The following is an 18,495-nucleotide window of genomic DNA, read 5'->3' on the forward strand; positions in this document are numbered from 1 at the left end:
GATAGGGTAATCCTATGAAGACAAGGACAATTACAATGAAGAAAGCGCTCCTCGGCAGCCTGGTTTCGGCCGCCTTGCTGACCAGCTTCAATCTGAGTGCCGCCTCTGCCGGTCAGGCAGTGGACGCTCAAGCCGCCACCGACAATGCATCCAAAGTTTCCCAGCAGAAGATCGACAACTACGCCGAGTCTGCCGAGTCTGCCCTGGCGCAGTACAAGGCCGCCTTGCGTCAGGTCGACAGTCTGCGCACCTACAACGAGCAAGTGGGCAAGATGGTCGACTCCCAGACCACAGAGCTGGCCTCGATGCAGCGCCAGATCGCCCAGATCGACCAGACCAGCACCGAAGTGGTGCCCCTGATGCTCAAGATGATCGACTCCCTCGATCAGTTCGTCTCTCTGGATCTGCCGTTCCAGAAGGTCGAGCGGGAGGACCGCGTGGCGGCCCTGACCGATCTGATGAACCGGGCCGATGTCACCATCTCCGAGAAGTACCGCAAGATCCTGGAGGCCTACCAGATTGAGGAGGGCTTCAGCCGAACCATAGAGTCCTACAAGGCCAGCCTGGACAAGGCCGGCACCGAGAAGACCTATGAGTTCCTGCGCGTCGGCCGCATTGCCCTGCTCTACCAATCCCCGGATGGCAACGAGACCGGCATGTGGAACAAGAAGACCCGTCAATGGGAAGAGTTGCCCCAGGAGTATCGCAGTGCAGTAGAACAGGGCTTGCGTATCGCCAAGAAGCAGGCGCCCCCCGCGCTCATCAAGCTGCCGGTTCAAACTGCGGAGAAAGCATCATGAAAGGAATCAAACTTGCCATTGCCTCCCTGATCGCGGGAGCCACCCTGATCACCCTGCCGGTGACTGCCGCCGAGAAACCGGTGGACTTGAACGCCCTGCTCAATCAGGTCAAGGCCGCCAGTACCAGCGAATCCCAGCTCAACAAGGAGCGGGAAGCCCGCTTCCTGGCAGACAAGAACGAGCAAGGCGCCCTGCTGGCCAAGGCCAAGGCAGAGCTTGCCGCCGAAACCGCCAAGGGGGAGAAGCTCAAGGCCACCTTCGATGCCAACGACAAACAGCTGACCGAGCTGACCGACACCCTGCGCCAGCGTTCCGGCAACATGGGCGAGATGTTTGGCGTGCTGCGCCAGTTTGCCGGTGAGTTCAAGGGGATCTTCAACGCCTCCGCCCGCCGGGTCGAACACCCGGAACAGGCGGCGCTGCTGACCCGCCTGGCAGAAAGCAAGGAGCTGCCCTCCAGCGATGATCTGAGCGCCTTCTGGACCACCACCCTCAGCCGCATGGTCGATGGTGGCAAGGTGAGCCAGATACCGGCGACCGTGGTGTACGGCGAGGGCAACCAGGCCGAGAAGACAGTCACCCAGATAGGTGAGTTCAATACCGTCTCCGAGGGCAAGTACCTGACCTTCGTCCCGGAAACCGGCAAGTTCGAGCAGTTGCCCCGTCAGCCCGACAAGGGGGTGCTGGAGCCCATCGCCGAGTTTGAGCAGGGTGGCGGTGGCGTCAAGCCCATCTTCGTCGACCCGTCCCGCGGCGTGATCCTCTCCCTGCTGGTTCAATCCCCCACCTTCAAGGAGCGGGTCGATCAGGGTGGTGAAGTGGGTTACGTCATCATGGTGCTCGGCGTGCTCGGTACCCTGCTGGCCCTGTTCTGCGGCGCCCGCCTCTCCCTCATCGGCGGATCCATGCGCAAGCAGCTGAAATCCAATCAGATCATCAAGGGCAACCCCATAGGCGACATGCTGGGGGCTTACCAGAACCATCGTGGCGACAACATTGAGGATCTGGAATCCAAACTTGACGAGATCATACTGCGCAACGTGCCCAAGTTCGAGAAGGGCATCAGCATCATCAAGCTGATCGCCTCGGTCGCGCCGCTGCTGGGACTGCTCGGTACCGTAGTCGGGATGATAGCCACCTTCCAGGCCATCACATTGTTTGGTACCGGCGATCCCAAGCTGATGGCGGGCGGTATCTCCGAGGCCCTGGTCACCACCATGCAAGGTCTGGTCGTGGCGGTGCCCATGCTGTTCCTCTACACCATAGTGCAGACCCAGAGCCGCCGTCTCATCCAGATCCTGGAAGAGCAGAGCGCCGGTTTCGTCGCCCGCTATCAGGAAAATCTGCACGCCGCCAAGGCCGCAGCCTAAGGAGTCACCCATGTGGTTCTGGTTGATTGAAGAAGTCGAGTCGGTCCGCCGGTTTCTGGGATTGGGGGGCGACGTACTGGTCGCCCTGTTCTTCCTGACCCTGCTGATGTGGGCCCTGCTGCTGGAACGCTGGTTCTACTTCATGACCGTCTATCCCAAGCAGGTGAAGCAGACCAAGGCCGCCTGGCTGGCCCGCAGCGATCACCTCTCCTGGTCCGCCAGGCAGATCCGCCGCGAGCTGGTCTCCCGGGTCGCCATGGCGGTGGACAAGGGAATGCCGGTTATCAAGGTGCTGATCGCGCTCTGCCCGCTGATGGGGCTGCTGGGAACCGTGGTCGGCATGGTGCAGGTGTTTGACACCCTGGCCATCACGGGCACCGGCTCCCCCAGGGCGATGGCATCGGGCATCTCAAAAGCGACGGTACCGACCATGGCGGGCATGATTGCCGCCCTTTCCGGCCTGTTTTTTGTCAACCAGCTCGATCACAAGGCCAAGCTGGCGGTCGAGAAGCTGGAAGACAACCTGAAACACGGTTGATGCAGGATGCACTCCCCCGCCGGGCGCGAGTCTGGCGGGGGCACAGAACAAGCAAGGAGTTTTTGCCATGAGAAAACGTCACAGCGACAGCAGTGCTGATGAGGCGGCCATCGATTTGACCCCCATGCTGGACATAGTGTTCATCATGCTGATCTTCTTCATCGTCACCACCTCGTTCGTCAAGGAGTCCGGCGTGGAGATCAACCGCCCGAGCGCCAGCACGGCCGAGACGGTGAAGAAGGGGAACATCATGGTTGCGGTCCGTGAAAACGGCCAGGTCTGGGTCGACAAGCGCATCGTCGAAGTGGGCGCAGTGCGCGCCAACATAGAGCGGCTGCGAGCCGAGAACCCGGAGAGCGCCGTGGTGATCCAGGCCGATACCGAATCCCGTTCAGGTCTGGTGGTCCAGGTCATGGATCAGATCCGCATGGCCGGTGTCCAGAACATCTCCATCGCGGCGAGCAAGAGCAGCTGATGCCGGAGCGAGCACCATGAGATACCTGATATCGTTGGCTGTCTCCTGTGTGGTGGTGTTCTTCCTGTTTCTGGGAATGAACAAGCTCATCACACCGGATCACCGGGAGTTGGTGGAATCCGAAGACGTCAGCATGACCGACTTCATTCGGGTTCGCCCTCAGGAGACACTGCAAGAGAGACAACGCGAGCTGCCCAAACCGCCGCCCCCGAACCGGCCGCCTCCCCCTCCCGAGATGGAAGTGGCCAGCACGGATCGGCCGCAGATGGAGAGCTCGCCGATGGACATGCCCAAACTCGACATCCCGGTCAACATAGGCGGCGGCAACGCCCTCGGTGCCTACAGTACCGGTGGCGGTGGTGGCGGCATGGGTGGCAACAATGGCGCCATCCCGATGGCGACCTTCGAGCCCATGATGCCCCGCAAGGCAGCGCTGGCAGGACTCGCCTCCGGCAAGGTGCTGGTGGAGTTCACCGTCACCGAACGCGGCACCGTCAGCAACGTGCGGATCGTGAAAGAAGAGCCCCGCAGCTATGACCTCGGCAAGGAGGCGCGCAAGACCATAGCCAAATGGACGTTCAAACCGGCCATGGTCGATGGCAAGGCGCAGGCCACCCGCATGCAGCAAGAAATCGAGTTTGCGGTCAACTAAGGAAGGTGGCGATGAAAAAGTTACATACCCTGATCCTCGCCCCGGTCGCCATGGCGGTGCTGCTTTGCACCGCCAGCTGGGCCGCCGAGCAGCCTGCCCTTTCTGACCGCGCCTACCGCGCGGTCAACAAGGCACAGGCACTGATCACCGAGAAGAAATACGGCGAGGCCAATGCCAAGCTGCAGGAGGCGCTGTCCGGCGCCGGCGAGCGAGTCTACGACAAGGGGGTGATACTGCAGACCCTGGGCTTCGTGGCGGCGCAGCAGGAGAAGTACGGTCAGGCGACCAAGTACTTCGCCGATGCCATCGCCACCGGCGGGCTGCCGCAACCCGTGGCCCAGCAGGTGCGCTACAACCTGGCCCAGCTCTACATGGCGGAGGGCAACTTCAAGGCCTCCATCAGCACCATGAACCAGTGGTTTGCGAGCCTGGGCAAGGACGAGAAGCCGACCCCGCACGCCTACATCACCCTGGCCAACGCCCATGTGCAGCTCAAGCAGTACCGGGAGGCCATACCGGCGGTGGACAATGCGATCAAGCTCTCCGCCGGCAAGGCACCTGAATCCTGGTATCTGCTCAAGATGGCGGCCCACTACGAGCTGAAACAGTACAAACCGGCCACCGAGGTGCTGACCGCTCTGGTCGACCGCTATCCGGAGAAGAAGAAGTACTGGACCCAGCTCTCGGCCATGCACATGCAGGCGGGCAACGATGGCAAGGCGCTGGCGGCGCTGGAAGCCGCCTACAACCTCGGCATGCTGACCGAGGCGGCCGAATTGCAGCGCCTGGCCAACTACCTGGCCTTCGCCGGCATTCCCCACCGGGCGGCACGCGTGATGGAGAAGGCGATGAAGGAGGGCTCCATAGAGAGCAACGCGGCCAACTACAAGGCGCTGGCCAACTACTGGCATCAGGCCAAGGAGCTGGATCCCGCCATCGATACTCTGGCGAGATCCTACAAGCTGGCTCCGGACGCGGAACTGCAACTGAAGATGGCGCGCATGATGATCCAGAGCAAACGCTATCAGGATCTGGTGGCCCTGGCCGCCAAGCCTGCGGCCAATGCCAATGGTGAACAGCGCGCCGATCTCAAGTTCCTGACCGGGGTTGCCTATTTTGAGCAACAGAAGCCGAAGGAGGCGCTCAGCGCCTTCACCCAGGCCGCCCAGAATGGCAACGTCAGTGGCCGCGCCTCCCCCTGGATCAACTTCCTCAAGGAGCAAGGGGGCGGCGCCGTCACTCAATAAACAAAGCCCCGACCTATCGCAGCAAGGGGCGGCGCCGTCACTCAATAAACAAGGCCTCGGCCTAGCGCAGCAGGGTGGCGCAGTCCCCCTAGAGGCGCGAACCGCGTGACGGCCCGGCCACCCGGCCTCGGCCATCACGTCATGGCACCCGGCAGGGCAGGCGCCCTCCCCGCCCGTCGCAGATAACAAGGGGTTCGCCCCGCAGGTTGCCTTGGTGGCAATTGGCCGCTCTTTGGAGCGGTCTTTTTTATTCCCCTCTTTATATATTCCGCCATAAAAAAATCCGGAGCCTGGGCTCCGGATTGTCATGCCGCTTGCTGGTGCTGCCTTGCCACGAATGGCGTCGGCAGCCCAGATTTCATGCAGGGGTTATCAGTAACTACATACCAGCTTCCAGCTGCCATCGGTGGCCTTGGGTTCGCTGCTGGTCCACCAGTTCGCCTGCCATACCACCTTGTTGTTGGTCATGCGATCGCCGCCATTGGCGTGATCCCCTTGCGGCCAGCTCGGATAGGCCTTGTAGGCCGCCGGGTTGACGTTCTGGCTGCTGCAGGTGGCGCCGCCCGGGTTCTCGCCGCCACCCGAGCCCAGTACGGCCTCCGGCAGGGTCGGGAACTCGGACTTGAGCCCTATGGTCTGGCTGCCGCTGATGATGCGCATGCCACTCGGCACGCCGGCGGCCGGCAGGTAGTAGGTCATGGCGACTTCGACCTCGGCGCCCGGTGCCAGGGTCTGCCAGCTCGGCAGCGTCATGGCGACCTTGTGGAAGTCCTTCTCGTTGGCGATGCCTTCGGAGTTGTCGTTGCCACCGCTCTCCACCACCTTGAGCCCCATACCGCTCTGATCCGTGATGGTGTCAGAGGTGGAAGTGGGCACCAGGAACTCGATCCTGGCGCCGCCCGGGATTGTCTGGGTCGACTTGTTGACCAGCTTGAGTTTCGGGTTGATCGGGTAGTTGGAGTCCCCTTCCTTGAAGCCGGAGAGGCTCACGCCTATGTCGAGCTGGGCGCTCGGTGCCGCCAGATCGTTCTGCCTGGTGTTGTACTTGGTCGCCTTGGCGAACTTCTCGTAAGCAAGGGTAGTCAGAGTGCTGCCCATGCCGTACTCGTTCTTGGCCGGATCGAAGGCGTAGTCGCCTGCCATCTCCCAGAACATGACGCCGCCCAGACCCCGCTTGATGATGTAGTCCAGCTTGTGACCCATGGACTCTTCATCTTCGGTGGAGAGGAACACCTTCTTCTCCGCGTTCCACAGCCAGGGCGCCTGCGCCTTGTCATCGTAGTAACGCACGTACTTGCCCTGCATCACGTGGGCCGGATTGTTGGGATCCAGACCCCAGGCCGTGCCGTAGCTGGGCAGAGTCGTAATGCCGAGGCTGGCCGCGTTCTCCAGGTTCTTGGCATGCCACATGGGCACGGCGCCACCACCTATCTCCTTGCCGTTCTTGTCCAGATCGTGCCAGATGTTGTCGATGCCGACCGCCCCGTTGCCGCACGGAATCGTGCTGCCACCCGTGCCCGGCTGGCACTCGTTCTGGCTCGGCAGGGCTGCCTTGCCGCCCAGCCCGTTGCTGCCGCCGCTCACCCCTTGCCAGCCGCGGGTGTAGTAGGGCACACCCACGTTGATCTTGCCGGCCGCCAGGGCGCCACGGAAGTAGTGGGCCGACCAGGCCGCGTTCAGATAACCGATGCCGCCGAACTGGGCCTGGCTATAGACGCCCCAGTGGGAGAGCTCGGGATCGGCATTGTTGTCGAACAGGGCCGCGTTGTGACCGACGAAGTGGTTCCAGGCGCCGTGGAAGTCATAGGTCATCAGGTTGACGTAGTCGAGGTACTGGGTGACCTGGAAGTTCTCCATGCCGCGCAGCAGGTAGGCCGACGCCGGCGAGGCTATGGTCAGCATGTACTTGCGACCGTCCTCGGTGCCGGCATTGTCGAGCCGCGCCCGCAGGGTCTTCATCAGCACCTCGTAGTTGGCGAACAGCTTGGCCCGGCACTGGTTGGAGAGCGGGAAGTCGTTGGGGTTGCCCGCATCCTTCATGGAGGTGGGGTACTCGTAGTCCACGTCCACCCCATCGAAGCCGTACTGGCGAATGAAGCTCACCGCCGAGTCGGCAAAGGCGCTGATGCCGGCGGTATTGACCGAGCAGTCACCCTTGGTGGTGGCGGTGTAGAAGCCACGGGTATCGGCCCAGCCTCCCACCGAGATCAGGGTCTTCACGTCCGGATATTGCTTCTTGTACTTCGACAGCAGGTTGAAGTGGCCCTGATAGGCGAATTCCGGGTCCATTTCGGCGCCCGGCACCCCGTTCCAGGTCATCTTGGTGGCGGCGTCGTCCACCTTGATCAGGTGGCTCTGCTCATCCACAGCCGCGAAGGCGTAGTTGATGTGGGTGATCTTGTCCCAGGGGATGTCGCTCACCAGGTAGGAGGGCAGACCGTTCTTGCCGGTGCGCCAGGAGGTGAAGTAGCCGATGACACGGCGGGCATGGTCATCCCCCATGCACTCGTAACCGTCCGGGCGATAGATCTGGCGGATGTCGCAGGAGAGGTTGCCACCTGTGGGCGGCAGGGCCGCCTCTTCCACCTGCACGTCGACCTGGGCCGACTCGCCGCTGAGGTTCTCCTTGTCGGTCGCCACCAGCTTGAGGCCGGCAGCGCCCTTGCTCTGGGGCGTCCAGCTCACCTGCCAGGGGGCGCTGGTGTCTTCACCTACCTTCTTGCCATCCACGTAGAGCTCGACCCTGGCCACGTCGTTGTTGGCATCGGTGACATTGCCACTGACCGCCACGCTGCGACCTAGGGTCACCTTGGCGCCGCTGGCCGGGCTGCTGATGCTCACCCTGGGCGCCTCAGGCGCCACCACGGCGTTGACGCTGAAGCTGGCATCCGCCTCGCTCAGCAGCTTGCCATCCTTGTCCAGCCCACGAGATTTGAGCTGATGGGGGCCGACACCGGTAGCAACCCAACTGGCCGACCAGGGGGATGCACTGCTCAAGGCGACCTGCTTGCCATCGACCAGATACTCCACCTTGACCAAGGCGCTGCTGTTGCCGCTCAGGGTCACAGCGAGCGCCACCGATGCGCCCTCGTTGAAAGCGCTACCAACGGCGGGAGAACTGATTGCCAGTCCGAGCGCCGGTGGTGGCACCTCGCCGCCATAGAGCTTCCAGGCATCGGCCCAGACCACTCCCACCCCGGGGGCGTAGTGATAGGGCGAGGCCCCGCACCAGCCGGAGTAGGGAAATTCTTTGCATTCGTAGAGGGAGCCTGCGTTGCTGACGATATCGCCAGCCTTGTAGGCGGTGCCGGCCTGATAGGCGGGATAAGACGCGGCTTGTGCCCAGGCGGGCATGGCAGCCAGGGCCACCAGCATGGCAAGCCTGCTGGGCCTAAAGGTCTGTTGCATATTGTTATCTTCCTTGTTTTGTCTTGGCATTGGTCACCAGGACAAAGAACAATCGCAACCTGCGTGATGGGGGGCAGACAACTGGCAATGGACCTGCCACAGACACCACCATCACCCCGGGAAGCCCCGCTATCTGGATCGACTGATCTTGAGACCGGAGGCATTGCGTCCCGGCCTCTCGGCCGGTTTGCCCTTTACCTGGGTTCCGTGAGGAACAAGCCGAGTATAGGAATCAAGCAGCCGAGTCTCAATCTTCATTCTCGAAGAAAAATATGTGGATGCCAGCCAGATCACAGTTTCCCGCTTTGGTTTAATTAATGATTTTATCATTAATTTCATACTGTTAGCCAAGTCAAAAAAACTGAGATTGCCCTCATTTGCATCCCCGTAATGTGCGTTGGCTCACTGGTATGACATGCCGGAAATGTGACAATGCGCGCCCTTGGCCGATGAGCCAAGGCTATGGAAACACTGGCAAAAATAAAAAAGGAACCGTTATGAAAGGAACACGTACCCTGCTGTCGCTGGCCGTGGGGCTTGCGCTCGCGTCCCCGTCCCTCCATGCCGCCGGCTTCAGCTGCCCGGCCGACAGTGCCCTCACCCCCATCCCCGTCATTCAGGGCAGCGGCGACAAGAGTCCGCTCATTCCCAGCGACAAGTTCGAGAGCCCCCAGAGCGTCATGGTCAAGGCGGTGGTCTCTGGCCTCGGCGAGAGCCTCAACAAGGGATTCTACCTGCAGGACGTGCAGGGCGATGGCAACCCCCAGACCTCGGACGGCATCTTCGTCTACCTCAACGACAAGAACTTCGCCAGCAAGTACCCGGACATCAAGCTGGGTGCCGAAGTCTGCCTGGAGGCCAAGGTCGAGGAGTACTACAACCACACCCAGCTCAAGCCGGTCGCTGACAGCGGCACCCCGCGCCTGCGAGTCCTCGCCCAGGGGACGGCCCCTGCCGCCGTGCCGCTGCGGGTACTGGAAAACGAGACCCTGGCCCGGGCGCTGGAGCGTCACGAAGGGATGCGGGTGCGCCTCGATGCCGACAGCGCGCTCAAGATAAGCCGCAACTTCAGCTATGACTACGCCGCCCGGCGCAACAACCTGGTGCTCTCCCACCAGGCGCCGCTGATGAAGCCGACCCAGCTGCACGATGCCGACAGCAAGGCCGCCAAGGCACTGGCCAAGGCCAACGCCAACAACCGGGTGTTCCTCGAATCCGACGTCAAGGCCGCCGACGGCAAGCTGCCCTGGCTGCCGGGCTGGGAGCCGGAGCAGGGTTACCTGCGCATCGGCGACGCCCCGGTCAACCTGGATGCGCTGGTGGGTTACAGCTACAACGAATACCGGCTGATAGTGCCGCAGGATCAGGAGATCACCGCCGGCGATCTGCTGCGCACCAGCGACAACGATCGCCAGAGCGCCCCGGCCCGTGCCGATGGCACAGACCTGCGCATCGGCAGCTTCAACGTGCTCAACTACTTCACCAGCCACTCCAGCGTGGGCGGAGCACTCAACGTGCTGTGCAAGGATCAGGCGGATGCGGACAGCGCCAAGGGCTGCAACCGCGGTGCCAAGAACCTGGAGGACTTCCAGCTGCAGCGCACCAAGATAGTCAACGCCATCACGGAGATGGATGCCGACCTGCTCGGCCTGATGGAGATGGAGAACAACGGCTTCGACAGCCACTCCGCCATCAGTGATCTGGTGCAAAGCCTCAACGCCCAGCAGAAGGATGCCAGCAAGCAGTACGCCTTCGTGACCCTGCCCAAGGCGCTGCTTGGCAACGAGCGCTTCTTCGGTGGCGACGCCATCATGGTGGCCATGATCTACCGACCCGCCAAGCTGGCACCGCAGGGGGATGCCGGCGTCATCACGCTGCCGGTGCAGAAATACCTGGATGCGAAAGGGGTCGAGAAACAGGCCTCCCAGCGTGACTCTCTGGTGCAGAGCTTCACCGTCGAGGGCAGCAAGGAGCCGCTGACCCTGGTGGTCAACCACCTGAAGTCCAAGGGATCCGGCTGCCTGGAGAACCTGGACGGCAAGGAGCCGGCCGATCTGCAGGGCAAGTGCACCGAGTTCCGGGTCAGCGCCGCCAAGGTGCTGGGCGAGGCGGTGAACAAACTGCCGGGCCAGGTACTGCTGGTGGGGGATTTCAACTCCTACGCCCGGGAAGATGCGATCCGGGTGCTGACCGACTATGTGCCGACCGAGGGTCAGCGCAAGATAGTCTCCGCCTCCCAGACCTTCCTCGGCGCTCAGGTCTTTGAGCAGACCGGCAGCGAGGTGAGCAAGAGCTACGGCCTGGTGGACATGAACGTCAAGTTCAACAAGGAGAAGGCCATCTCCTACAGCTACGAGGCCGAGCTCGGCACCCTGGACTATGCCCTCGCAAACCCGGCGCTGGCCAGCAAGGTAGTGGCGGTCGCCGACTGGCACATCAACTCGTTCGAGAGCAACCTATTCGAGTACGGCCGTGACTTCAGCGGCGACATGATCAAGTCCGGCAACCCGTTCAGCGCCTCCGACCACGACCCCATCATCGTCGACCTCAAGCTGAAGGAAGAGAGCAACGGCGGTGGTGGTGCCATGGGCGCCCTGCTGCTGGCCCTGCTGCCGCTGGCCTGGCGTCGTCGCCGCGGCTGATGCGGCCTTGCCATAACGCCAAAAGCCCGCTGCGATGCGGGCTTTTTTACGGGCAAGAGACGGGCTGAATGAAAAATGAGCCAAAACAAAAAGGCCACCGCGATAACGGTGGCCTTTCGGCTTCTTGTAACAAGAATTTGGTGGAGCTACGCGGGATCGAACCGCGGACCTCTTGCATGCCATGCAAGCGCTCTCCCAGCTGAGCTATAACCCCAAATTTCGTACTCGACAAATGGTTCTGGCGGCCATCTGTCGTAAATAGTGGTGGAGCTACGCGGGATCGAACCGCGGACCTCTTGCATGCCATGCAAGCGCTCTCCCAGCTGAGCTATAACCCCAAATTTCGTACTCAACAAATGGTTCTGGCGGCCATCTGTCGCAAATAGTGGTGGAGCTACGCGGGATCGAACCGCGGACCTCTTGCATGCCATGCAAGCGCTCTCCCAGCTGAGCTATAACCCCACAAAGGTCGGCCTGGGTGATACACACCGCACTGCCCTGGGTACTTCATTTTCAATCAGGAACCTGGTGGAGCTACGCGGGATCGAACCGCGGACCTCTTGCATGCCATGCAAGCGCTCTCCCAGCTGAGCTATAACCCCACAAAGGTCGGCCTGGGTGATACACACCGCACTGCCCTGGGTACTTCATTTTCAATCAGGAACCTGGTGGAGCTACGCGGGATCGAACCGCGGACCTCTTGCATGCCATGCAAGCGCTCTCCCAGCTGAGCTATAACCCCTTGGATTCCAGATTGTTCGAGGAGAATTTGGTGGAGCTACGCGGGATCGAACCGCGGACCTCTTGCATGCCATGCAAGCGCTCTCCCAGCTGAGCTATAACCCCAACTCACCTCGGCGCTACCAAAGTTATCTCCGGCAACGGAGGCGCATAATAGGCATCACCCGCTTTGCTGTCAACCCAAAAATAACGCCGATTGGCGCGTTTAGTCAAAATTCAATCAGTTAGCTGTTTTTACCGGCAACCTTGCCGCTATCTCGCTGTTTTATGTCACAAATCTGGTTAGCCAACAAAAACAAAGGGCCCCCTCGCGGGAGCCCTTTTGCATGCCATCACAGGCACTTACTCGGCAGCCATACGCGCTTCGATATACGCCAGGGCGCGATCGATGCGAGCCAGCACCCGCTCCTTGCCCACCAGCGCCATCACGGCGTCGATGCCGGGGGAGAGATGACCCCAGACCGGTGACAGCAATGTGCGAAGGCAAGCTTACTCGGCGGCCATGCGTGCTTCGATATACGCCAGGGCGCGATCGATGCGGGCGAGTACCCGCTCCTTGCCCACCAGCGCCATCACGGCGTCGATGCCGGGGGAGAGATTACCCCAGACCGGTGACGGCAATGTGCGAAGGCAAGCTTACTCGGCGGCCATGCGTGCTTCGATATACGCCAGGGCGCGATCGATGCGGGCGAGTACCCGCTCCTTGCCCACCAGCGCCATCACGGCGTCGATGCCGGGGGACTGGCCCAGCCCGGTCACGGCTACGCGCAGCGGCATGCCGACCTTGCCCATGCCCTGACCCAGCTCGGCGGCGGTCGCTTCGATCAGCTCGTGCAGCGCCTCTGTGGTCCAGCTATCCAAGGCCGCCAGCTTGGCCTTGGCCAGGGTCAGCGGCTCGGCAGCCACGCCGCGCAGGTGCTTCTTGGCGGCCGCTTCGTCGATGGCCTCGTACTCTTCGAACAGATAGCGGCTCTGGGCGGCCATCTCCACCAGGGTATTGCAGCGTTCGGCCAGCAGGGTGACGACCTCGGCCAGGGCCGGGCCCTTGCTGGTGTCGATCTGCTGGTTTTCCATGTGCCAGGCCAGGTGCTTGGCCACATAGGCCGGATCCAGGCTGCGCATGTAGTGGTTGTTCAGCCACAACAGCTTGTCGGTGTTGAAGGCGGAGGCGGACTTGGAGATGGCATCCAGGCTGAACAGCTTGATCATCTCGTCCAGGGTGAAGATCTCCTGATCGCCGTGGGACCAGCCCAGACGCACCAGATAGTTCAGCAGGGCTTCCGGCAGGTAGCCGTCATCGCGGTACTGCATCACTGAGACGGCGCCGTGGCGCTTGGACAGCTTGGCACCGTCGTCGCCCAGGATCATGGAGACGTGGGCAAACTCAGGCACAGGCGCGTTCAGGGCCTTGTAGATGTTGATCTGACGCGGGGTGTTGTTGATGTGGTCTTCGCCACGCACCACGTGGGTGATCTCCATGTCCCAGTCATCGACCACCACGCAGAAGTTGTAGGTCGGCGCACCATCGGTACGGCGGATGATGAGATCGTCCAGCTCTGTGTTGGCAAACTCGATGCGGCCACGGACGTGGTCATCGAATACGACGGAACCTTCGGTCGGGTTGCGGAAGCGAATGACGTGCGGCGCATCGGCCGGGTGATCGTGGGCCGCATCACGGCACTTGCCGTCATAGCGGGGCTTCTCGCCGCTGGCCATCTGGCCTTCGCGCAGCGCGTCCAGGCGCTCACGGGAGCAATAGCACTTGTAGGCGCGGCCATCGGCCAGCATCTCGTCGATGATGCCGTTGTAGCGATCGAAACGCTTGGTCTGGTAGTAGGGGCCCTCATCCCAGTTCAGCTCCAGCCATTCCATGCCCTCAATGATGGCGTCGATCGCCTCCTGAGTGGAACGTTCCAGGTCGGTATCCTCAATACGCAGCACGAACTCACCGCCCTGGCTCTTTGCAAACAACCAGGAATAGAGTGCGGTACGGGCACCGCCGACATGCAAAAAGCCGGTCGGGCTGGGAGCAAAACGGGTTTTGACTTTCATCTTTAAGCCTTGTGTAGAGGGCCTTGGGCCAATTCGTTAGAAAAAACCGTCGCATTTTAGCACTCAGAATCCCGGATGGGAAAACCATGAGGCGGCGGCGCGCTAAAGTAGGGGGTTAAATTGGCCGGGCGACCGCTTGGCACCTGATATTTGAGGGGGATCGCAAAACCGAAGCGCCATTTCCGATTTGCTATGGGAAGTGTTGGAGAGCTGCCTCCTCCGGCCGATATTTAAATAACTCTCACACTACTTCTCACGAAACAAGGAAGAGACGATGCAGTTCCGTTCTATCCAGAATCGCATTCTGGTGATGGCCGGGATCGCCATGACCACAGCCCTGGTCATATTGATCCTGCTCAACCAGTATTCCGGTCAACAGACCCAACAGCTGACCATCAGTTCCAGCCGTGCCGCCCTGCAGCAGGAGGCCTGGCAGAAGGTCAGTGCCAATGCGCGCGCCGAGGCCGCCACCATCACACAGTTGCTGCAAAAGGGGCTCTCCTATACCCAGCAGATGGCCAGTGCCCTCGCCCTGCAACAGGAGGGCAAGCTGCCACTGGATCGCCAGCAGGCCACGGATCTGCTCAAGGCACAGCTCAACCTGGAACCGCAACTGTATGGCGCCTTCGCCGGCTTCGAGCCGAACGGCTTCGACGGCCAGGACGCCGCCTTCGCCGGTCAGACGGCGCTGGGCAGCGACAGCCAGGGCCGCTTCGTCCCCTACTTCTACCGTGACAAGGATCAGATAGGCACAGACCTGCTGCTCTCCATCGAGAAGAGCGATGCCGACGAATTTGGCAATCCGGCCAACGACTACTACGCCTGCCCAAAACGGGAGGGGCGCTCCTGCCTCATCGATCCCTTCAAGGTGGACATCAACGGCCAGCAGGTGCTGGTGAGCACCATCACCACCCCCATCATGGTGGCGGGTCAGTTCAAGGGCGTCGCCGCGCTGGATCTGGCGGTGGATTCCATCAGCCGGCAGGCCCAGTCCCTCAACAGCAACATCTATGACGGCAAGGGCGAGACCCTGATCGTCAGCGCCGCCGGCGTCATCACCGGCACCAGCGGTGATGCCAGCCTGCTGGGCAGCCGGGCCGACAAGCTGCTCGGCAACCAGTGGCAGCAGTATCTGAAACCAGAAGTGCAGCGCCAGGAGCTGGACGAGTCGTTTCGCATCTCTGTGCCCATCGCTGTGCCAGGAATGAGCCGCAACTGGGCCATCATAGTCACCCTGCCCTACAAGGTGGTGCTGGCGGGTGCCGACCAGCTGGAGAGCCAGCTGAGCGACATGAACCGGGCCGCCATGACCCAGCAACTGGTGGGCGCCCTCATAGTGCTGGTGCTGGCGCTGGCCACCATGCTGGTGATAGCCCGCAGCATCACGGGTCCCATCCGCCAGATGGTCAGCCTGGTGGATGACATCGCCGATGGCGAGGGAGATCTCACCAAACGCCTCACCACTCGCTCAGTCGACGAGCTGGGGGATCTCGCCAAGGGCATCAACCGCTTCATCGACAAGCTGCAGGTGCTGCTGGGGGATGTGCTGAAAACCGCCAGCGAGGTGAATCGCCACGCCGGCGATACCGACCGCATCGCCGGCCAGACCGACACCAACCTGCAGCATCACCAGGCGGAGATGGAGCAGATGCTGACCGCGGTGCAGGAGATGTCCTATGTCAGCCAGGAGGTGGCCACCCACGCCAACAACACAGCCGACTCGGCCAAGCAGGCCCAGGGCGCGGCGGATCAGGGCAAGGTACGCTTCCAGCAAGTGATCCAGTCGATGCACAAGGTGGCGGCCGAGGCCGGCAAGGGGGCCGAAGTGGTCGAGGGGCTGGCCCACGACAGCGAGCAGATCACCAGCATACTGACGGTAATCCAGGGCATAGCCGATCAGACCAACCTGCTGGCGCTCAACGCCGCCATCGAGGCGGCCCGGGCCGGTGAGCAGGGCCGCGGCTTTGCGGTGGTGGCCGACGAGGTGCGCAAGCTGGCGGGCAACACCCAGCAGGCTGTGCAGAACACCCAGGAGCTGATCGAGAAGATCCGTCACAGCTCGACCAACGCGGTCAACGCCATCCAGCAGAGCCAGCAGCTGACCCACCAGGCGGTGGGCGAGGCGGATCTGGCGGAAGAGGCGCTGGGCAGCATCTACAAGGCCATCTCCACCATCAACGACATGACCTACCAGATAGCCTCCGCCGCCGAGGAGCAGAGCTCGGTTTCCGAGACCGTCTCCGGCAACCTGTCAAAAACCAACGCACTGGCCAACGACATCGCTCAGGATGCGACCGAAACGGCCAAAGCCAGCCAGGCATTGCGTCAGGCGGCCGAGCGTTTACAGCAATTACTGGGACAATTTCGTCTCAGCTGATAATTTTCCTCTCGCGGACTCTCCCCCTCGGGGGCGAGTCCGTTTACCATAGGCAAGGAATTTGCCTGATGGCAGGCAATGTAGTGAGAGGTAAATGCCGTGCCCACCCCGGACCGTCGCCCACGTGGCCATAACAGACGAGCCCAGCAGCGTCGACAAGACGAATCACAAGGATCCCTGCTCCATCGTATCAATGCCGCTACCCTGCCCCTGCGCCAGCGCATAGGCCAGGGGATGCGTGGCCTTGGCCAGCGCGGCCAGGAGGCCAAAGCAGGCAAATTCAAGCTGACCAGCCCGCTGCCCCGCAAACACACCATAGGCCTGCTGGTCTTGGTGCCCATCTGGCTGCTGTTGCTGGCCTGGGAGCCCGCGCCTGCCGCCCCGAAAGTCGCCCCGTCCGGCTCGCTCGAGGTCCCCCTCGCCGTGCCCGCCCAGGCCCTGACGGCCGGCAATGGCAACTCGGCCGCCGCCAAGCCGGTCGAAGAGAAAGTGGACGGCACCTGGCTGCAGCACGACGTGCAGGCCGGCGAGACCCTCTACTCCATCTGGCGCAAGTTCGAGCTGCCGGGGGCCGAGCTCAGCCGGCTGATCGCCATCGAAGGGCCTGATCGCCCGCTGACCCGGCTGCAATCGGGCAAGTCGGTGTTCATCCTGATCGATGACAACCGCCGCATCCAGCGGGTCGAGATCCGCTCCTACGGTCAGGCCATCTATCGCTATGACCGACAGGGCGAAGGGTTCGCCCTCAAGGAGTAATGAAACGGGAGGCCATGGCCTCCCGTTTTTTTGACCTGATGCCATGAAATAAGCCGCAGACTTCACAATATTTTTAGCTTGCTCAAAAAATGAAAAGCGCCAAATTGACAAGGGATCGCGCTCACGTACAATCGTTTGTGCTTTAGACAGGGATTGTTCTACATGCTACTGGGACAAATTGACGTGGTCAGTCATGCTGCAACCCCTGATTTCTAGGCAAATGCTGCCCAACAAGGCTTAGTTTCATTTTGTTATAGATAGGACTTACCACATGTCTGACATTCGCACCGGCCAAGTAAAATGGTTCAATGAGACCAAGGGTTTTGGCTTTATCGAGCAATCCCAGGGACCGGACGTTTTCGTTCACTTCTCCTCCATCCAGAGCACAGGCTTCAAAACCCTGGCTGAAGGTCAAAAAGTCCAGTTCACTGTGACCCAGGGCAAAAAAGGCCCTCAGGCTGAGAACGTTACCCTGCTCTAAGCCACGCCAGTGAGCCTGTAGGAGGAGACTTGCTCCTCCTATTTTTTTGTCTGTCATTCCCCACCCCGTATCAGGCGAGCCCTTCGCCGCCCTGAGCTGCCCCTCCCCTCTCCCAAGTCGCCTACGCTCAGCTGCCGCAGCCATAGTCCATGGACCGAGGGCAATGACGGGAAACCGGCACAGGTGCTGACAAGCGGATATGGCAAAGCATCGCGGCGCGATACGGGATCTATTCGAAAGGGGATAAGAAAAAGAATGAACGACTAGGACTACGAAGAGAAATTGGAGTGGGAAACGAGACTCGAACTCGCGACCCCAGCCTTGGCAAGGCGCGGATCATGCTCTACCAACTGGATGTGGCAATGAGTGTATTGAAATATTGGATTCGTGAACTTCGAAGAGAAATTGGAGCGGGAAACGAGACTCGAACTCGCGACCCCGACCTTGGCAAGGTCGTGCTCTACCAACTGAGCTATTCCCGCAACAGGATGTCACTTGCAAATGTGTTGGAGCGGGAAACGAGACTCGAACTCGCGACCCCGACCTTGGCAAGGTCGTGCTCTACCAACTGAGCTATTCCCGCAACAGGATGTCACATTGCAAATGTTTGGAGCGGGAAACGAGACTCGAACTCGCGACCCCGACCTTGGCAAGGTCGTGCTCTACCAACTGAGCTATTCCCGCAACAGCGTTGTCATTTTGTGGCCTGTGAGGATGATTGGAGCGGGAAACGAGACTCGAACTCGCGACCCCGACCTTGGCAAGGTCGTGCTCTACCAACTGAGCTATTCCCGCATCGGGCTGGATTGAACCAGTTTCATCATCACATTTTGGAGCGGGAAACGAGACTCGAACTCGCGACCCCGACCTTGGCAAGGTCGTGCTCTACCAACTGAGCTATTCCCGCAACAGCGTTGTCATTTTGTGGCCTGTGAGGATGATTGGAGCGGGAAACG

At 61.2% G+C, this 18,495-nt stretch carries 13 protein-coding genes, 11 tRNA genes, 1 pseudogene and 1 riboswitch; of the genes and pseudogenes, 10 read left to right on the forward strand and 15 right to left on the reverse strand.

The features are described 5' to 3' along the window. Positions 1–35 precede the first annotated feature (35 nt). From AACW87_RS14415 to AACW87_RS14440, 6 genes are all read left to right on the forward strand, one after another. On the forward strand, positions 36–800 hold the full coding sequence (locus AACW87_RS14415; protein ID WP_043138100.1) for a DUF3450 domain-containing protein: 765 nt from the start codon (positions 36–38) through the stop codon (positions 798–800). After that, positions 797–2,170, forward strand: coding sequence for a MotA/TolQ/ExbB proton channel family protein (locus AACW87_RS14420; protein WP_043556250.1), 1,374 nt, complete (start codon positions 797–799; stop codon positions 2,168–2,170). The genes AACW87_RS14415 and AACW87_RS14420 overlap by 4 nt, the downstream gene beginning before the upstream one ends. 10 nt (positions 2,171–2,180) lie before the next feature. After that, entirely contained in the window at positions 2,181–2,708 is a 528-nt protein-coding gene (locus AACW87_RS14425; protein WP_043138094.1) for a MotA/TolQ/ExbB proton channel family protein, read from the forward strand. Between the two features lie 67 nt (positions 2,709–2,775). Continuing rightward, entirely contained in the window at positions 2,776–3,183 is a 408-nt protein-coding gene (locus tag AACW87_RS14430) for an ExbD/TolR family protein (protein WP_010633018.1), read from the forward strand. A gap of 16 nt (positions 3,184–3,199) precedes the next feature. Further along, complete coding sequence (locus AACW87_RS14435) at positions 3,200–3,835, forward strand: energy transducer TonB (protein WP_043138091.1); 636 nt, start codon at positions 3,200–3,202, stop codon at positions 3,833–3,835. 11 nt (positions 3,836–3,846) lie between these two features. After that, positions 3,847–5,082, forward strand: a complete 1,236-nt coding sequence (locus AACW87_RS14440; protein ID WP_043556252.1) for a tetratricopeptide repeat protein — start codon at positions 3,847–3,849, stop codon at positions 5,080–5,082. A gap of 372 nt (positions 5,083–5,454) precedes the next feature. Here the strand turns inward: AACW87_RS14440 and AACW87_RS14445 are convergent, their stop codons facing one another. After that, positions 5,455–8,490, reverse strand: coding sequence for a glycosyl hydrolase family 18 protein (locus AACW87_RS14445; RefSeq protein ID WP_445206856.1), 3,036 nt, complete (start codon positions 8,488–8,490; stop codon positions 5,455–5,457). Between the two features lie 116 nt (positions 8,491–8,606). Continuing rightward, positions 8,607–8,692, reverse strand: a riboswitch (cyclic di-GMP riboswitch). 295 nt (positions 8,693–8,987) lie between these two features. On the opposite strand from AACW87_RS14445, the gene AACW87_RS14450 reads away from it, so the two are divergent. Then, positions 8,988–11,132, forward strand: a complete 2,145-nt coding sequence (locus AACW87_RS14450) for an ExeM/NucH family extracellular endonuclease (protein WP_241325303.1) — start codon at positions 8,988–8,990, stop codon at positions 11,130–11,132. A 138-nt stretch (positions 11,133–11,270) separates the two neighbouring features. On the opposite strand, the gene AACW87_RS14455 is transcribed toward AACW87_RS14450, so the two are convergent. From AACW87_RS14455 to gltX, 9 genes and pseudogenes are all read right to left on the reverse strand, one after another. Beyond that, positions 11,271–11,346: transfer RNA gene (locus AACW87_RS14455), tRNA-Ala, on the reverse strand. Positions 11,347–11,394: 48 nt separating this feature from the next. After that, a tRNA-Ala gene (locus AACW87_RS14460) sits at positions 11,395–11,470 on the reverse strand. A 48-nt stretch (positions 11,471–11,518) separates the two neighbouring features. Beyond that, a tRNA-Ala gene (locus AACW87_RS14465) sits at positions 11,519–11,594 on the reverse strand. Positions 11,595–11,658: 64 nt separating this feature from the next. Beyond that, positions 11,659–11,734 (reverse strand) — tRNA-Ala (locus tag AACW87_RS14470). Between the two features lie 64 nt (positions 11,735–11,798). Then, positions 11,799–11,874 (reverse strand) — tRNA-Ala (locus AACW87_RS14475). Between the two features lie 28 nt (positions 11,875–11,902). Next, positions 11,903–11,978: transfer RNA gene (locus AACW87_RS14480), tRNA-Ala, on the reverse strand. A gap of 237 nt (positions 11,979–12,215) precedes the next feature. Beyond that, positions 12,216–12,351, reverse strand: a pseudogene (locus AACW87_RS14485) (glutamyl-tRNA synthetase); the annotation flags it as partial. Positions 12,352–12,362: 11 nt separating this feature from the next. Beyond that, entirely contained in the window at positions 12,363–12,494 is a 132-nt protein-coding gene (locus AACW87_RS14490) for a glutamyl-tRNA synthetase (RefSeq protein ID WP_223955721.1), read from the reverse strand. Between the two features lie 15 nt (positions 12,495–12,509). Beyond that, positions 12,510–13,925, reverse strand: coding sequence for a glutamate--tRNA ligase (gene gltX / locus AACW87_RS14495; protein ID WP_241325306.1), 1,416 nt, complete (start codon positions 13,923–13,925; stop codon positions 12,510–12,512). Positions 13,926–14,199: 274 nt separating this feature from the next. On the opposite strand from gltX, the gene AACW87_RS14500 reads away from it, so the two are divergent. The 3 genes from AACW87_RS14500 to AACW87_RS14510 all read left to right on the forward strand — a co-directional run bounded on the left by AACW87_RS14500 (position 14,200) and on the right by AACW87_RS14510 (position 17,539). Further along, on the forward strand, positions 14,200–16,302 hold the full coding sequence (locus tag AACW87_RS14500) for a methyl-accepting chemotaxis protein (protein WP_043556256.1): 2,103 nt from the start codon (positions 14,200–14,202) through the stop codon (positions 16,300–16,302). 99 nt (positions 16,303–16,401) lie between these two features. Next, positions 16,402–17,058, forward strand: coding sequence for a LysM-like peptidoglycan-binding domain-containing protein (locus AACW87_RS14505; protein WP_043138079.1), 657 nt, complete (start codon positions 16,402–16,404; stop codon positions 17,056–17,058). Between the two features lie 271 nt (positions 17,059–17,329). Continuing rightward, on the forward strand, positions 17,330–17,539 hold the full coding sequence (locus AACW87_RS14510) for a cold-shock protein (RefSeq protein WP_005327092.1): 210 nt from the start codon (positions 17,330–17,332) through the stop codon (positions 17,537–17,539). A gap of 406 nt (positions 17,540–17,945) precedes the next feature. On the opposite strand, the gene AACW87_RS14515 is transcribed toward AACW87_RS14510, so the two are convergent. The 5 genes from AACW87_RS14515 to AACW87_RS14535 all read right to left on the reverse strand — a co-directional run bounded on the left by AACW87_RS14515 (position 17,946) and on the right by AACW87_RS14535 (position 18,446). Continuing rightward, positions 17,946–18,021: transfer RNA gene (locus tag AACW87_RS14515), tRNA-Gly, on the reverse strand. Between the two features lie 25 nt (positions 18,022–18,046). After that, positions 18,047–18,122 (reverse strand) — tRNA-Gly (locus AACW87_RS14520). 25 nt (positions 18,123–18,147) lie between these two features. Continuing rightward, positions 18,148–18,223: transfer RNA gene (locus AACW87_RS14525), tRNA-Gly, on the reverse strand. Positions 18,224–18,258: 35 nt separating this feature from the next. Next, positions 18,259–18,334 (reverse strand) — tRNA-Gly (locus tag AACW87_RS14530). Positions 18,335–18,370: 36 nt separating this feature from the next. After that, positions 18,371–18,446: transfer RNA gene (locus AACW87_RS14535), tRNA-Gly, on the reverse strand. Positions 18,447–18,495: the final 49 nt, after the last annotated feature.

The sequence above is a fragment of the Aeromonas sp. MR7 genome, assembly GCF_963899385.1.
Taxonomy (GTDB): Bacteria; Pseudomonadota; Gammaproteobacteria; order Enterobacterales; family Aeromonadaceae; genus Aeromonas; species Aeromonas bestiarum.

Bases quoted from the DNA above. Each gene is read 5' to 3' on its own strand.
- AACW87_RS14415 (WP_043138100.1), top strand. From the start codon at position 36: ATGAAGAAAGCGCTCCTCGGCAGCCTGGTTTCGGCCGCCTTGCTGACC.
- AACW87_RS14420 (WP_043556250.1), top strand. From the start codon at position 797: ATGAAAGGAATCAAACTTGCCATTGCCTCCCTGATCGCGGGAGCCACC.
- AACW87_RS14425 (WP_043138094.1), top strand. From the start codon at position 2,181: ATGTGGTTCTGGTTGATTGAAGAAGTCGAGTCGGTCCGCCGGTTTCTG.
- AACW87_RS14430 (WP_010633018.1), top strand. From the start codon at position 2,776: ATGAGAAAACGTCACAGCGACAGCAGTGCTGATGAGGCGGCCATCGAT.
- AACW87_RS14435 (WP_043138091.1), top strand. From the start codon at position 3,200: ATGAGATACCTGATATCGTTGGCTGTCTCCTGTGTGGTGGTGTTCTTC.
- AACW87_RS14440 (WP_043556252.1), top strand. From the start codon at position 3,847: ATGAAAAAGTTACATACCCTGATCCTCGCCCCGGTCGCCATGGCGGTG.
- AACW87_RS14445 (WP_445206856.1), bottom strand. From the start codon at position 8,490: ATGCAACAGACCTTTAGGCCCAGCAGGCTTGCCATGCTGGTGGCCCTG.
- AACW87_RS14450 (WP_241325303.1), top strand. From the start codon at position 8,988: ATGAAAGGAACACGTACCCTGCTGTCGCTGGCCGTGGGGCTTGCGCTC.
- gltX (WP_241325306.1), bottom strand. From the start codon at position 13,925: ATGAAAGTCAAAACCCGTTTTGCTCCCAGCCCGACCGGCTTTTTGCAT.
- AACW87_RS14500 (WP_043556256.1), top strand. From the start codon at position 14,200: ATGCAGTTCCGTTCTATCCAGAATCGCATTCTGGTGATGGCCGGGATC.
- AACW87_RS14510 (WP_005327092.1), top strand. From the start codon at position 17,330: ATGTCTGACATTCGCACCGGCCAAGTAAAATGGTTCAATGAGACCAAG.